This is a genomic window from Rhodococcus sp. 06-462-5, assembly GCF_002258315.1.
Lineage (GTDB): Bacteria > Actinomycetota > Actinomycetes > Mycobacteriales > Mycobacteriaceae > Rhodococcoides.
In genome coordinates, this window is record NZ_NOYD01000060.1 from 19,665 (window position 1) to 34,872 (window position 15,208).

The 15,208-nt window shown below is 62.8% G+C and carries 13 protein-coding genes; 7 read left to right on the forward strand and 6 right to left on the reverse strand.

The genetic code is table 11. The features are described 5' to 3' along the window. Positions 1 to 74: 74 nt before the first annotated feature. From CH251_RS25955 to CH251_RS25970, 4 genes are read right to left on the reverse strand one after another with little or no spacing between them, the layout of a single operon-like run. Positions 75 to 443: a hypothetical protein gene (locus CH251_RS25955; RefSeq protein ID WP_032407144.1), complete on the reverse strand. Its 369-nt coding sequence runs from the start codon at positions 441 to 443 to the stop codon at positions 75 to 77. Beyond that, positions 440 to 2,575 (reverse strand): hypothetical protein, encoded by a 2,136-nt coding sequence (locus CH251_RS25960; protein WP_032407143.1) that lies wholly within the window; start codon positions 2,573 to 2,575, stop codon positions 440 to 442. The genes CH251_RS25955 and CH251_RS25960 overlap by 4 nt, the downstream gene beginning before the upstream one ends. Continuing rightward, positions 2,572 to 4,380: a hypothetical protein gene (locus CH251_RS25965; RefSeq protein WP_072692251.1), complete on the reverse strand. Its 1,809-nt coding sequence runs from the start codon at positions 4,378 to 4,380 to the stop codon at positions 2,572 to 2,574. Before CH251_RS25965 ends, CH251_RS25960 begins: the two co-directional genes overlap by 4 nt. After that, positions 4,377 to 5,897 carry a site-specific integrase gene (locus CH251_RS25970; RefSeq protein WP_072692250.1) on the reverse strand — a complete coding sequence of 507 codons (1,521 nt, stop codon included), beginning with the start codon at positions 5,895 to 5,897 and terminating at the stop codon, positions 4,377 to 4,379. The genes CH251_RS25965 and CH251_RS25970 overlap by 4 nt, the downstream gene beginning before the upstream one ends. A 123-nt stretch (positions 5,898 to 6,020) precedes the next feature. On the opposite strand from CH251_RS25970, the gene CH251_RS25975 reads away from it, so the two are divergent. From CH251_RS25975 to CH251_RS25990, 3 genes are all read left to right on the forward strand, one after another. Continuing rightward, a complete protein-coding gene (locus tag CH251_RS25975; RefSeq protein ID WP_139278554.1) occupies positions 6,021 to 6,776 on the forward strand; it encodes a hypothetical protein in 756 nt (251 codons plus the stop codon). 400 nt (positions 6,777 to 7,176) lie between these two features. Next, positions 7,177 to 7,638 carry a hypothetical protein gene (locus tag CH251_RS25985; protein ID WP_094717151.1) on the forward strand — a complete coding sequence of 154 codons (462 nt, stop codon included), beginning with the start codon at positions 7,177 to 7,179 and terminating at the stop codon, positions 7,636 to 7,638. A gap of 94 nt (positions 7,639 to 7,732) precedes the next feature. Then, positions 7,733 to 7,993, forward strand: coding sequence for a hypothetical protein (locus tag CH251_RS25990; RefSeq protein WP_032375870.1), 261 nt, complete (start codon positions 7,733 to 7,735; stop codon positions 7,991 to 7,993). Between the two features lie 77 nt (positions 7,994 to 8,070). On the opposite strand, the gene CH251_RS25995 is transcribed toward CH251_RS25990, so the two are convergent. Both CH251_RS25995 and CH251_RS26000 read right to left on the reverse strand, forming a co-directional pair. After that, positions 8,071 to 8,910, reverse strand: coding sequence for a hypothetical protein (locus CH251_RS25995; protein WP_141215047.1), 840 nt, complete (start codon positions 8,908 to 8,910; stop codon positions 8,071 to 8,073). 549 nt (positions 8,911 to 9,459) lie between these two features. Then, the gene (locus CH251_RS26000; protein WP_032407140.1) at positions 9,460 to 10,437 is read right to left on the reverse strand and encodes a hypothetical protein; all 978 of its coding nucleotides are present in this window, start codon (positions 10,435 to 10,437) and stop codon (positions 9,460 to 9,462) included. Between the two features lie 389 nt (positions 10,438 to 10,826). On the opposite strand from CH251_RS26000, the gene CH251_RS26005 reads away from it, so the two are divergent. From CH251_RS26005 to CH251_RS26020, 4 genes are all read left to right on the forward strand, one after another. Continuing rightward, entirely contained in the window at positions 10,827 to 12,005 is a 1,179-nt protein-coding gene (locus CH251_RS26005; protein ID WP_139278552.1) for a sensor histidine kinase, read from the forward strand. Continuing rightward, positions 12,002 to 12,670 (forward strand): response regulator transcription factor, encoded by a 669-nt coding sequence (locus CH251_RS26010; RefSeq protein ID WP_015586188.1) that lies wholly within the window; start codon positions 12,002 to 12,004, stop codon positions 12,668 to 12,670. The genes CH251_RS26005 and CH251_RS26010 overlap by 4 nt, the downstream gene beginning before the upstream one ends. A gap of 72 nt (positions 12,671 to 12,742) precedes the next feature. Further along, positions 12,743 to 13,945: a glycosyltransferase 87 family protein gene (locus CH251_RS26015; protein WP_015586189.1), complete on the forward strand. Its 1,203-nt coding sequence runs from the start codon at positions 12,743 to 12,745 to the stop codon at positions 13,943 to 13,945. Next, positions 13,942 to 15,102 carry a glycosyltransferase family 4 protein gene (locus tag CH251_RS26020; RefSeq protein WP_015586190.1) on the forward strand — a complete coding sequence of 387 codons (1,161 nt, stop codon included), beginning with the start codon at positions 13,942 to 13,944 and terminating at the stop codon, positions 15,100 to 15,102. The genes CH251_RS26015 and CH251_RS26020 overlap by 4 nt, the downstream gene beginning before the upstream one ends. Positions 15,103 to 15,208 lie beyond the last annotated feature (106 nt).

The window sequence follows — 15,208 nt, forward strand, 5'->3', positions numbered from 1 at the left end:
TCGTAGCGGTGTGGACCTGTTGTCCCGAAGAGCATCCGTTGGGTCCATGGGGCAACGTCCGACGATCTACGTCTTCAGTCCGTGGTCCGGAGGTGGGTGACGTTCGAGAGCTCCTCGACTCGGCGGAGAAGCGAACGGTTGTCGATCGACAATCGCTGGATGCTGGCAACTGCCAGCTCCAGGTCGGTGGTGAGGTCGCGGTTGCGCTGCCGAATCTGGGTTACTTCGTCCGAGCACCGGTGTGGGGCGACATGGTCGGTCACAGGTGATGTCGAACGCTTGAGCCGATTGACCGTATGGGGATAGCGTCGGCGAAATGTGGTGTTCGCCAACCCCATGTGTCGGGCGAGTGCGAGCACCGACGGTGTCCGGCCGGACGCATCCTGGAGGTGTTCGATCGCGGCGTCGATGGCGATCGTGTCTTCGTCGCGCTTCTTTGTCATCTCTTCCCCTTGTGGGTGCGATCGATATATGGGTCGGCGTGGCTGTAGCGGTCGAGGAAGTCGACCAGGCGGCGCAGCCGCTCACGCAATCGGTGGTCCAGTAGCGGTGGCAGGTCGGCTCTGGTGGTCAATTCCTGCTCCAGGTGGTGGTGTTCGGTCCGCAGTGCATCGAGGTTGGCTGTAGTGAGGGCAGTATTGCTGCATTCGAGCGGTTGGCAGTGACCGAGTTGTGGGAGCACGTTGCCGCCCTGGTCGGGCCGGGGTTGGCACATCGCTTTGTCGGGGTCGAAGACACAGAGCGCAAATGTTCCGGGGTAGATCGCGGGATCGGATCGCTTCATCAGCCGCTTGATGCGGGTGCTGTCTGTGATGACGGTCCCGGAGAACGCGGCTGCGGCGGCGAACGTGTCCAGACGGTAGTGGGCTAGGTCGGCGGCTGGACCGGTGACGGGTGCATGGAGGTGATCGGTGGCGATGGCCATCAAGTCTTCGCCGCGAGCGAGAGCCTGTTCGGCTTCGACTTCGGCGCGGAACCCTGAGTCCGAGGTGCCTGCATAGCCTTCGAACATTTGGATGCTCAGGTGACGGTAGGCGATGGCACCGGCGATCGACCCGCCCGGCCGACGGGCGATGAACCATGCCAGCGTCCTGCGAAATTGCCGTGTACTCAGAACCCACTGTTGGCCGTTGACCAACGGAATCGACTCTGTAAGAGCGTGTTCGGTGCAGTAAGAATTGATCCAGATCGCGAAGTCTTTCAGTTGTCCGGAGGTGGCTTTGGTGGTCAAGACCCCGACCGTGGCGTCGTTTCGGGGGCGGACCTTCTGCGAGCCGGGCGGGTGCGAGAACAGCAGAGCCCGGCCGTGCGGGTGCATCTTCTCGAGGACCGAGATCGCCCTGGCAGCGGGAGCCCCGACGGTCCACTCGGCGGTGACACCGTGAGGATCGGCTTCGCCTTTGAACGCCACGCCGGTCAGCGTCCATCGGTAGGGGGTGCCGTCGGTATCGCGCGCGGTGCTCAGGCAACCGCGGCGTAGGTGTTTGATCTCGGCGTCCCGCATCCCGGAAAGAAACGCGATGACGATGTAGCAGGCGATGTGCAACATTCGCTGCAGATGCAGGTACGACTTTGTGGGATGCTGGCGCGCGATTCCGTCGATCCATGGGCGACCGTGGAGTCGCCCCTCGATGGCGATAGGCATCCAGGTGTAGTCGGTGACTCCGACTCGCGCAGCGCAGGCAAGGACTTTGCCGCGGATCGCAGGGTTGGTGTCGAGTCCGTTTCTCCCGGTGCCGATTTCGGCGGCGATCTGTTGCATGTTGGGGCGGCCTTGATAACCGGGGAGCGGGTCGTTTTCGGCCTTGTGTCGTGAGAGATAGTGTTCGAGCGCTTCGGCGGCACCGCTGTTACGCCCGTACCGTCCGTTGGTGCGCCGTGAACGGTAATCATCTCGATGCGCAGCGGCGGCAAGGATGTCGCCGGAGAAGTCGTCGACGAAACGGATCGCCCAGGTGATCAGCGGGCCGAGAACGAGTTCGGGGATGCGGCCGGTCGCGTTCTCGGTGGTACCGGGTTTATGCATGGTCCAGCCGTCGATGCGGCGTGCGTCGAAGGACAAGGTGTCGGTGAGGCAAGTGCGGTACCGCCAGAGCATGCACACCGCCCGTCTGGAGTTCTCGCGCGATCCGAATCCGACGGACAGAGTCATCAAATGGCGGTGGTAGTCGAGGACGTCGGCCGCGGTCAACGAACCTAACGTCGGAACGGACGGTCGACCGGACTCCGGTGCGCGATCTGTGAGCCAGTGCAAGAACTTGCGCACTTCGACAAATGTGCTGCCGATCCCGACGACGGATTGACGCCGCTCGCCTGCAGGTAGTGGACCGGAGAGCATCGCCAGGCACAGCTCCTTGGCCGGCAATCGATAGGGGGCGGCGAGGGTGTCGAAGTTGACGACCACTGATCGAACATGTGCTTGTGTCACTGCAGCTTCCAGCCGCCAGGCATCGTCGCGGAATTGTGAGGTATCGGTCAGTGAGTAGCCAGGGCGAAGCCATAAACCGGTCAGGACGTAGCGGCCGTCGATCGATGGGCCAAGTTCGAGGTCGGTGCGAGTAGACGGGGTGTTCATGGATGCTCCCAAGGATCTTCGGCAAGTTCGAGGAGACACTCAGGTGCCTCGGCGGCTGCTGTGGCGATCTGCGTAGCAGTGAATTTGGGGTAGATGTCGTGGTGGATCGCGGTCCAAGTCGGTCCGTAGCGCGTCCACCAGGTGGGTTCGTCGAGCTCGGTGCGTCGCCTGGCTATGGTCGCGGTCAAGGTGGTGATGGCCGGTAGATGAGCGGTGGTGACGACGCAGTTGCCGCAGTGGAAGCAGTCCAGGAATGACACTCGTCGACAGGCACGGCCGGTAACAGGGTGAGCGGAGGAGTCGGCGCATGCTGTCCAGGCACCCTCCTCGCCTGCAGCCGGTTCATCGACGTCGGTGCCGGCGCGCACCTCGAGTTCTGTGACGCCGTGTTCGGCCAAGACGTGGGAATGTGCGGAGAGGGCCGCTGCTTCCGCATCACGGAGGGCCTCGGACATCGTCTCTCTCGCCCACTCCTTCGCGGTGGGATCGCCGCGAAGGTAGTGACTGAACAGCACTTCGACGCTGTTCGAGCGGGCAGCCGAGGGCAGATGTCCACCGACCGAGCGAGTGCGACGGACCTCGACACTGGTGCGTACTCGACGCATATCCAGCCCCAGTGGTGTGGTGTGTCCGAAGGCGTCGGCGTCCGTGTGTAGTCCTTGGAGCCTGCTCCACTTCGACAAATCGGCGCGGCCGGTAAGGGTTTGAGCGAACGGGTTGTGGTGTTCGGCGACGGTTCCGCGATCGTGGTTGGTGTTTCGCCATGATGACCAGAGTGCGGTCGGATCGCTGAGTGCCCGCCCACGCTCCATGAGGCGGTGCAGCAGCAGGTACAGCCCGCCGGGCGTGTGCAGTTCTCGGTGCGGGGGTCCGATTTCCCAGGTCACGGTGTCGTGCCATCGGTTCGGTCCGTTGCGGCGTTTACTCAACTGGACCTCGATGGCTCGGTCTCCGACGATCCGGTGCTCGGCGGGCAGTTCTTTGAGGGCTTCGACGTTGCGGCCGGTGACTGCAACGAACAGGGTCAGCAGTGGCGCCAGGTCGGCACGCGTGACGAACAGTTGACCCGCCCAGGCTGTGCGTTGATGACGGTGGCGGACGATCGGTCCGCCGGGCACCGGGACGACTCCGGTAGCTGCCATGTCCCAAATCAATTGCTCGGCTTGGGTTGTCGGTTTGACGTCCATCCCGTCTATAGCCTCGAGGTGCTCGTTTCCTGCTGTTGTGCGCGCGCGAATGGCCCCCACGTCGGTGCGGGCGGCATCGACTAGACGCGTGAATTCGCCGTCGGAGTACCCGGTCAGAGAAACGAGGGTGCCTTTGCCTGATGGGGTGCTGATGTGGTCGAGGACCTCGATATCGAGATGGCTCGCTAGGGGAGGAAGCCGAAGAAGCAGGCGGAGTTCGCTGAGCTCGCCTGTGCGGGTGGCGACGGTTCGCGGTGTGTCGATCCTGTTGAGGAACATCTCGACGTGGGTCACGGTCAGGTCAGCCGGTGAGGCGGGGCTGTTGTCGAGGCTCTCGAGAAAGCGCAGTAGCCGTGCGACGAACGAGAACACGGTAGTAGCCGAACTGTGGGTCCGTCTGTCACCGGCGGGACCTATGCGTAATGCCAAGGCTTCTGCCACCGGAGCATGCCAGTTCGGCATGGCCAGGACCTCGACGTCGAAGGTGCCGGTGCGTCCGTCGTCGCCGTGGAAGTCGACGACCAGAGACGGTACCGAGGATGGTCCTGATGGCGGGCGATAGATTCCGGGCGTAGGGAGCGGGGCATGTGTCCCGGGGTGAGTTCGCGATTCGGTCACAGCACAACACCGGCCGCCGGGAGAGTCGCTGCGTCGCCGGCACTGGCCGGATCCGGTGTGGGGATTTCCCAATCATCCGGCACAAGCGCCATTCTCGTCTCCATCTCGAGTTCGGCGAGCGCGTGGAGATAGATCTGTGTGGTCACCACGGATCGATGTCCGAGTCGGCGGCGTACCCAGTCCAGCGGGTCACCGAAGATGCGGGTGTAGTGCCCGCGCTGGTCCGGGTTCAGCTCGCCAAGGGCAGCGATGTGACCGCGTTGGAGCTGTTCGAGGGTGATGACGGCAAACGTGTGCCGGAGCATGTGAGCATGCGCCGACAGCGGCACACCGGCTCGCTGGCAGCGGGTGTTGGCCTCGGCGAACATCTTCTTCCACGCAGCCACTGACAGCGGCATGCCGTGCTCGCCGAGCCAGAACGCGGCGGGTTCGAGACCGCCGGGGCGCGCAATCAGCAACTGCTGGCGCTCCGCCCAATTCAGCTCCGAGACTTTCACGGTCCGCTTCAGCGCGGCACCGGTGACGTGCGTGGCGATCGCGTGTTCCGGATCTTCCACCACCAGAGGGTGCCGCATGCGCTCGTACCGTTGTTTCTCTCGGGCTGCAGCGATGACGTCGGCTCGGTCGAAGGCACTGTAAGTAGCCAGATCACGAACGAGGGAAGCCGGAACGTAGACCCACCGTGCGGAGCGGCCTTTCGCGATTGACCCGGGAAGCCAAAACCGCTGATAACCACTGCGATTGGTATCGATGTGTGGAAGCTCCAGCACGGTGAGTGCAGATTGTTCCGAGATCCGAAGGCCCGTTCGGACCATCACGTCGCAATAGGTAGCGTTACGCCCCGACCACCGGCCACGGAAACCTTCTCGCGGCATCCCGGCGGCGTCGAACCCGCGGACACCGACCTCGCGCCACCTGCGATAGTCGGCAAGGGGAAGCCACTGGATGCGGTCCCGGCCGCCGTCGTGACTGTAGGTGGCAGGGCGCAGCTCGTCGGATCGCCGCGAGACCGCATACCCGGTATGTGCAGGGGCAGGCCGTCGCCAGGTCTGTGGGATCGGATTGACTCGCACGTGTCCGGCGGTGTGAGCCCACCGGTAGAACCTGTTTACCGCCGCCACTTCACGGTTCCACGTGTTGCCGGACACGCGCGGGCCATCGGGATCATGTCGTCGCCAATGCAGATACGAAAGGTGGTCACTGTCTTCGATGTCACGCCAATGACGTTCGCGGTCAACATGGTTGACGAAAGTCAGGAAGCTCGCGAGGTCGCGGGCGTATCCGATCTGTGTCATCCTGGCCATGGTGGCCATCGCAGTGGTGCGGAAGAAATCGTTCAGATCGGTGTCGTAGTCGAAGGCGGGCGAGAGCAAGAACGGAGTCCCTGGAGTCTGACGAGTCTCTTTGAGCCAGTCGGTCCAGTCATCTGTGTAGGTGACGCCGTCTGCGGTAGGTGAAGATCGGGACTTGGAAAGTTCTGCGGCAGTGGTACGAACATGCCATCGGCTGCTTGTCATCGCCGCTCATGATCCGGTCAGTGACCGAGTATGCACAAGATTTGCTGCCTAAGTTTCAAAATTCCGATCGGGAACGGCAAGGGGTACCTTCAGCTCTTATGACGGTCGTTCATCTTGTGTCTATTGTCCAAGGTTGATTTAGAGGCTGCCTGCGATCAACGACTCCGGCGGTTGTGTGCGGACTCGATCGCCTGCCCGGGAGAAGCGTGCCGCCGGCTGGAAGATGCGCCCCTGCTCGGGGAGGTCGAAGCGAACGAGGTCAAGTGTAAATTCGAGACGGTGAATGTCCCGACGTGGCAACAACTCACAGCGCGCAATGCCGCGGCGACCGACCTCAACATGTCAGGCTCGCTGCACGTTGTCGGTGTGACCGACACAGGCTTCGTCGACGACCGTTTCGAGTTCCGCTACGGCCGGGGTGACCGCTGGTGGGTCGAACGCAATGGCGAGATCGTCTACTCATCGTCGAGCTCCACTGATACGGTCCCCGTCGCCCGCATCGATGGACAGATGGTCCACCAACGCACCACCAGCCTGATCCGCCTCGGCGCACTGTTCACCCCGCGAGATCTCTTCGGCCCGCGTTCACTCCTGACTCGGCGCACACCACCTCAGCACGTCACCCAGGGCCCGACGGCGATCGACCACGCTGACCGTCCGGCATGGTCGACCGAGCTGACATCGCCCACTGGACTCACCACGACAATCGTCATCGACGATGGAACCGGCCTCATCGCGAGCCTAAGCAGCCGCGATCACAGCAAGGCGCTCCACCTCGAGAAACTGACCGAACACGCTGAACTGCCCGACGATCGATTCGCGTGGGACGGTGACACCATCGAATCGAATGATCTGAGGAGCTTCCGGCTGTCCTGGTAGCTCACTGCCGAGTGACCCTGGCTGGTACGTGGTATCCGATCTGCATGCAGACGTGCGCGTATTCCTGCATGCACGGGTCGACGTGCGGATGTGGTCGATCCGTGCGCAGATCAGTTCTGGGGCGGGCAGCATGGACGACCATGGGCGATGTCATCGAGTTTGTGCCGCGGTTCTCACTGACTGATCGGCAGCGGAAGTTGTTACGGATCCACGCGTGGGTGTGCGCCGACATGGCGTACGACGACGTCGAGGAGCGCGGTGATGATCCGGTCGACACGGTGCGGTGGTGGTATTTGTTGAACCGACTTCCCGAATGCACATTCGCCGATTTGTGCCGCGGTTCTCACTGACTGATCGGCAGCGGGAGTTGTTACGGATCCACGCGTGGGTGTGCGCCGACATGGCGTACGACGACGTCGAGGAGCGCGGTGATGATCCGGTCGACACGGTGCGGTGGTGGTATTTGTTGAACCGACTTCCCGAATGCACATTCGCCGAGTCCGCTCTGTGGCGACGTCAGATGGCCCGATCTTTCGACGACTTGGCTCAGGACCTCGACGCCGGTCGGCTACCCCGGCCTCACACGATCGCCGAACAGCTCGCGCTCATGATCGTCATCGCCCAAGCCGCCGCAGCGCTGGCCGATGAGGTGTACGGCGACGATGTTGCCGTACTGGCGTCCCATCCGCGGGACGTCGACTGGGACGCCGTCACAGACGTTCTGATGGGCGACCGCGATGTCGAGGTGTTCTATCACCCGGCGACAGCGGCACACGGTCTACGTGTCTTTCCATGCGATACGTGGTTCACGGCCATGGACGGACACGAGCCACGTGACCCTCGGCGGGGATTTCGACGGTAGAAGCCTCGGGTCATCGCGAACACAACGCGACCAGCAACTTGCCATTGTTCGGCAGGTCTTTGATGCTTGATGGTGTTGTGCACTATGGCTTTCCGTGTTCGGGTACGGTGCGATTATGGCTACGAACATGCTTATCGACCCGGCTCGTGTCGTCACCGCCCGAGGCCGTCACCTCGGGAATTATCGCTTCGGGCTCGTCCGCTACGAGCCTGAGAAGTGGGGGCGGATCATCACAGCCCCAGATGAGGGTCAGACGATTCTCGTTGCACCGGTCGACGGCTCGGACGCGTTCGATCTATCGGTGATCCGCGACGCTGAGTTCGACGTTCTTCCGGTTACCTCGGATGGTGTCTGAGCCGCCCAGGGGGAGAAGCAGAGGGCTGACACCGTCGAGTGTGCTTCCGCGGCTGGGGGTGTGAGCCTTTGCTCGTGTCATCCGAGGCGACGGGACGGGCGGGGCACTTTCTCGGGTTCGTTGTTGTCGACGACGTTCCAGTAGCGGCCGTTGGCGTCCATTACCGAGTACCAGATGCTAACGAATGCGGGAGCCGGGTTCTGCTCGGCGGGATCGTCTGATTCCCACCGGATATTGAACGTTTCACCCGCCTCGAGCACGGCCTGCCTCCGCCAACCACCCGATCTGATCGGTGTGTCCTCCGACAGGGCTGTCTCTGCGAACGCCCGCATATTCACCGCGTCAGCGTCGTCTTCGACCTGGGCGCGGAAGCCGTGAATTTCGATCTCGTACAGCGGGTCCTTGCTGCGATTGGTGAATTCTGTGCGCCACTGTTGCTTTCGGTTCGCGTCGAGGCCGTCGGGCCACGGGAGCATGTGCAGTAGTCGGACCTGGTTCGCCTGGTCCTCCAGGTCCGAATGCCGCGTCGATTGGTACGACCGGAGGGCGAGTACGACGCCTGCGGCGGTGAACAGAGCACCACCTGCCGAGACCCATGCCGGCAGCGAGCCCAGATCCACGTTGGTGTGGGTACTCGTCAGAGCAAGGACGGCGACCAGGCCGAGCGCTACGGCCATGGACCACGCCCAGTCTCTTTTGCGTGGACGGGCACGCCAGAAATCGCTGATGGGGCACCCGATCGCGGCACAGCCCAATACAAGGCCTATGAGAGCTGTGGCTACCCAGAACTCCTGGAAGACCCGATCTACGGTCCACCCCGTCCGGTGGAGGGAAAAGGTGCCGAAAATGACGGCGAGTGCACCGCACACCAGGCCTGCGATGCGGCTCCAGGGGCGATCTCCACGCATTGCTTTCACCCAATCACCCTAAGGAGGTGAGCCCACCTGTGCCGCCTGCAGGCACCCTCGCGCCTGGCCGGGTTGGTGTGCAGTGCAACCATCGACTGCGAACTTCCGAACTGACCACGAACAGGCAGACTGGCGCAGCAGGGGCAAGGCCGCACAACGACCCCAGCCGCCCTGGAAGCTAGGCCGTAAGCACCGTGGCACTCGCGCACCAGACAGCTACACAGCACCCCTAGAGCCCGCCCCAGCACGATCGGCAGCCTGGCCGGGCCTTGCCCAACGGACGGTTCAACGCGCGTTCTCTGCGATCGACACCTGCTCGTCGTAGAGCACCGCGTCGAAGTGCACGAAGTTGCACCGCCTCGAATACGCCGGCTTCGTCATCGCCACCAATGCCAACAACGTGAGGGTGGATTCGTAGAGTGCGAACCATTCGTTCTCTGACCGTTTGCAAATGCGGGGTTCATCGCCGTGTGCGAGGTGATTGCGGGCGTCGACGAGGTCTCCTTCCCTTACCGCCCTCGGGCAGTTGGCCGCAGAGCCGATTTTGGGCCTCAGGCACTACGACGCGAAGGTTCCAGCCCAGTCACCAAGGGCGGTGACAAAACCTGCAGTGTCATCTGGGTCGACCTCGGCGATCCACTCGTGGCCGCGACGTATGCGCAGCTTGCCGTACGGGTTGGGTCTGCCCGGGGAATGTGTGTGCGGTCCGAAGCGAACGGGAGTGATGTAGCACGGTGTGTCGCCGTCGCTGATTTTCCCGGGGTGCACAGCGACAACGCAGTGTGCCTCGCAGGGATCGGTATGTGCCCGTGCGCGTCCGCCGTGATGGTTGCATGCAGCGACGAGTTGTTCCATCCGTCGGATTTGTTTCGCGGCCCTCAATCGGTCTCCGAAATCGAGTCCTTCGCTGTAGCAGGTGCGTAGGTAGCCGGATGCGCCTTCGGGTAGAGGTCCTATGGAGCCGAATTCTTGAACGCGGGTGACCAGGCCGGCTTGATTGACTCTGCTGTCGGTTTCGTATTCGTCGCGAGTGTGGTCGAGTAGGTCGCGTCGTTCGTCAGCGTCGGTTTCGAGTTCATCGGCAACAGAGAGTCGTTGTGTGGTGGTCAGGTCGTCGAGTAGGGAGATGAAGTAGTCGTCGACGAGCTGCTCTGCCAGTGCCGAGGACGTCCACGTTTCTCCATGGCGCAGGCCGTCGGTCGAAACTGTTTGTGGCCCAATTCTATTGGATGTTCGGAGCTGCACGATCAATTTCGATATGGCCGTGGCTATCTCTGGGTAGGTGTCGAGCCACATAGCTGCGTCCCATGCGGATTCCGATAGTTGAGTGAGGTAAAAAGCAAGGCTGTGAGCGTACGAGGCGCTGGCGACGGTGGTGATCTTGATGGAATGTTCTTCTGAGTCGAAGCCCGGCCACGTCGCGATTACCGCTGCCCGGTCGTGTGATGCCTTCATTACGCTGTAGCTGGTCATGATGGTGCCGCCTTCTCGTTTGAGAGCCGGGCCGAGCCGGGCGACCAGGAGTGCACGTGGCACTGCCAGACTGGTTGCCAAGCAGGGACAGCCGAAATAGTGGAAGATTCGCCGGAAACCCCGTAGCACCACCACGGCGTCGCTCCTGACCATTCGAGTATGTCACCCGAACGTGGCTGAGGGCAACGACAAGGGCTATGTCCGGCTCGCCGTAGGTCGTTCAACCTGTGTCACCGTCCACAGTCGATCTAGAAGCTGTCTGCGATCAGCTTCGCCGCGCGCCCACGACTGCATCGTGGGCGGCCGCGCAATCTTCGATTTGAAGCGGATCTTCTCAAAGTAGGGTCGTGTCGGTGATTGCCGAACTGACAGCCGGAATCAAAACGGCCCTGCGCCCGACGTTGCCCACAATGAGAGGGCGGACCGACGAGCCTGGTAGTCGGCCGAGATTCATGGCGCTTGCAGCTGGAGCGGTGCTTGTCGCCGTGCTGTTCGGTACTGCGATAGGTCAACTGACGAGTATGGTCAACTCGGTCGCCGCCAGTTACGTCCTCGGCGCTGTTCAGACACTTCCCCTCCTTCTGATCCGGGTGGCACCTCTGCTGACCTGGCAGTTGATCGCACTCGGGATGTTCGCCGGAACGCTGTCAGGGCTGGTTCAGGAAGAGGTTTTCCCATGGCCGGCGGCAAGTTGCATTGCGGCGGGGCTCGCCCTGTATCGAGTGGCCCGAGTGCATCCGCCGAACGTGGGAGCCGCGGTCGCCCTCGTGTCCTTCCTGGCGGTCGTGGTCCCGACTGTCTTGACGGTGAAGATGCCACCGTTCGCTTTGCTGATCATTGCCGCGACGTTGGCTGCGATCACCGTCGCGGGAGTGGTCATGATGCGACTGTCGTCGGCGGAAACCGCCCTGGCGGACGAACAGCAGCTCCGCATGGGACAGGAGCGGCGTCAGGCGGTGATCGAAGAGCGGGCGCGGATCGCACGGGAACTGCACGATGTAGTGGCGCACCACATGTCGATGATCGCGGTGCAGGCACAGGCCGCACGGTTCAAGAGCCCCGACCTCCCACCCGAGGCGATTGCGACGTTCGACGACATACATCGCGCATCGGCAACCGCACTGACCGAGATGCGCCAGGTTATCGAGGTCCTTCGTGACCCGGACGAGGCAACTGAACACTCACCGGCACCGAACCTGTCCGACATCGGCGCCCTTGTGAGCCAATGGAGCGCGGCCGGAGCCCACGTCACGTTGTATACGGACGGGGAGCTCGACACGCTGCCGGAAGCGCTGTCCACTACCGTCTACCGCATCCTCCAGGAATCGCTCGCCAATGCAGCACGTCACGCACCCGGCACGAAGGTTGAGATACGCGTGACCCGCACGAACGACGAGCTTCGGGTGACTGTCGGCAACGAAACCGAACAGGTGTCCGCCGATTCGAGAGGCCGAGGACACGGACTTGTCGGTATCTCCGAGCGGGCAGCCGCATTCGGCGGAAGCATGACTGCCGGGATGACGAAGAACGGACGATTCGAGGTGTCTGTAATCTTCCCAGTTCGCGGACGAAACATCCCACCACGCAGTAACATTGGCGATGATCCGAGCGCAGTGGAGCGCCGCCGATGACCATCAGGGTTCTGCTGGCGGACGACCAGGAATTGGTGCGCGACGGAATCGCAGCCGTACTCAGGGCCGAACCTGACATCGTCGTGGTCGGTGAGGCCGCGAACGGTGCGGAGGCCGTCGATCTTGCTGTCAGCCTGCGGCCCGACGTTGTCGTGATGGACATCCGAATGCCAGTGCTCGATGGAATCCGGGCGACCGAGCAGATCCTCGCATCACTGGGCGAGAGGACGAACTCGATCCGCGTGCTGATGCTCACGACGTTCGACCTCGACGATTACGTGTACGAAGCGCTCAGTGTCGGTGCAAGCGGGTTTCTGCTCAAGCAATCCACCGCAGCGGATTTCGTCCGGGGCGTCCGCACAGTCGCGTCCGGGGAATCGATGCTGGCACCGACTGTCACAACCCGGCTCATCTCGGAGTTCGCCCGGCGTCGGCGCGGTCGCCCGAACACCGCCGCAGTGTCGGCGTTGACTCCCCGAGAGCTCGACGTGTTGGACGCTCTGGCCACGGGTCTGTCGAATCGAGAGATCGCGTCCGATCTCGTGCTGGCGGAGGAGACAGTGAAGACCCACGTCGGGCGGATTCTCACCAAGCTCGACCTTCGTGACCGGACGCAGGCTGTCGTTTTCTACTACGAAAATGAACTCTCCCACCGACTCGACTAGCTCCTCCGGGGGATGCCGAGTTTGGCTCCGATGCGTGACGACATAGTCCCACTGTCTTTGTAGCGTCGAAACATGCTCTTACAGAGGGATTCTCGTAGCATTGTCGGTCGGGACCGCCTACTCGTCGGGATCTACGTGGCACTCGCCGCGTACACGGCCGTGTACGTGATGACCACCGAATTGACCACGCATCGGGTGTGGGGAGTGTGCGCTGTCACTGGCTATCTCGCTGCGGGTGCGGTCCTGTTGCGATCACGTAATCGACCTCGAGCGGCTGGTGTCGCTGTGTTGGGCGCTGTGTTGGTTCCGATGATCGTGCTGATCGGGGGCGCACTCGCGCAGCTCGAGGTTGCAGTAGTCATCGACTCGGCCCGCCACTTGCTCGACACCGGCAGTCCATATGTCAATGACCCTCACGAGCTGACTCAGTACAACCCGTACCTTCCGGCGATGGCGTTGTTCGGGCTGCCTGGCGTCGTCCTGGAGGGTCCGCTCGGGGACCCCAGAGTCTGGTTCGGAGTGTTCTTCGCCGCCTGTGTGCTCATCGTTGTTCGGCTGACGAGATCCGACCGGGGACGAATCGATCAGGAGTCGTTCGGGAAGCTCGGGCTTCTCACAGCGTCCCCTCTCATCGCGATTCCGCTGTGCACAGGTGGGGTGGATCTGCCGGTCATCGGTGCTTGTCTGCTCGGTTTGGCGCTGATGGCGGCAGACCGCCGATGGGCCGCGGCTGCTGTGTTGGCGTTCGCATGCGCACTGAAGTGGACCGCATGGCCGGTAGCCATCGTCGCGTTGGTACTACATCGTCAACGCGCCGGTACATGGTCAGCAGTGCGGGTCAGTGCGGTGTCCGTTGCTCTGGCGGGAGCGGTAGTCGTTCCTCCAGTGATCCTCGATGGCGGCGCACTGGTGGAGCACACGGTGTTGTTCCCACTCGGTCGCGCAGACGTTCCGACTCCGGCAGGCTCGTCGGTGATCGGCGGCGCGTTGGCGGAAGCGGGCGAGTACGGCCACATCGTTTCTTTGCTCGCACTTTTCGTCGGTGCCATCGTCATCGGAATCAGACTGTGCGTGAAACCACCGCGCACGTTCGCGGCGGCCTGCTCGATCGCTGCACTCGGGCTCACCGTGCTGTTCCTTCTTGCCCCTTCGGCCAGGTTCGGGTACTTCGCCTACCCTTTGATGTTCTGGGGAATGGCGTGGATTGCGAGGGTTCCCGGAACGGACACCGCCGTCTCGAGTCCCAATCGTGAAAGCGAGCGGGTCGCGGCATGAGCCGGACCTTGATCGTGACCAACGACTTCCCGCCGAGGCAGGGCGGCATCGAAACGTTCGCATCGGAAATGGCTCACCGCTTTCCGTCCGAGTCGATCGTGGTCTACACCTCGGCGGAACGCGGAGCAGCCGCATACGACGCTTCGCTTCCATTCTTGGTCATACGGGACCGCAGCCGAACCCTGCTTCCGACGGGACGGGTGATGCGCAGGGCAGGTCGAATCGCGCTCGAACACGGCTGCGATACCGCGTGGATCGCTGCCGCAGCTCCCCTGGGCCTGATCGCTCCCGCGCTTCGGGCCTGCGGGGTGAAGCGGGTCGTCGCCACCACTCACGGGCATGAAACATGGTGGGCCAAGGTTCCTTTGACGCGGTGGGGATTGCACACAATTGGCCGTTGGGTCGACGTGCTGACGTACATCTCCGGCCATACCTACCGCGCAATCCTGCCAGCGGTTACGCCCGATACAGCGTTGGTGCGTTTGAGCCCGGGCGTCGACGTCGAACAATTCAACCCCGTGCGCGGCTCCGTGGCGGGCCCCGATCCATCCCCGGACGGCAACAGCGGCGTGATCGTGTGCACCGCGCGTCTCGTCCCGCGGAAAGGCCAGGACTCGTTGATTCGTGCGCTTCCTGCGGTTCTGGAACGACATCCCGACACCACGTTGCTTCTCGTCGGCGACGGCCCTGACCGTCGACGTCTGCAGCGTCTGGCCCGGACAAAGGGCGTGGAGAACGCGGTGACCTTCGTTGGGGGACTTCCGCACGAGCTCGTTGCGCAAGTCCTCGCCGGCGCCACGATCTTCGCGATGCCGTGCCGAACGCGTCGCCTGGGACTCGAAGAGGAGGGACTCGGTATCGCATACCTGGAGGCCTCCGCCATGGGACTGCCGATCATCGCGGGTGATTCCGGAGGTGCCCCCGAAACCGTGCAGGCAGGCCGAACTGGCTATGTAGTCAAAGACGTCGAGCAATTGACCCAAGCCATCGTCGAACTCCTCGACAACCCGGTCCGCGCCCGCGCGATGGGTGAACGCGGACGCAGTTGGGTTGCGGCGCAATGGACTTGGAATACCGCGTATTCAACTCTTCTCACTGCTCTGTTCCCGAACGTCCTGGCAGACGGCCAGGATCGGTCGAGTACGCCACAACAGTGATTCGCAAAACCGCCTGACCCTGCGATCTAGACCTACAGCTCAGAGCGGTGGCGGTAACTCGGGGCGGGTGTGAGCCGGTCCGGGCACGAGAGCTGCAACACCGGAG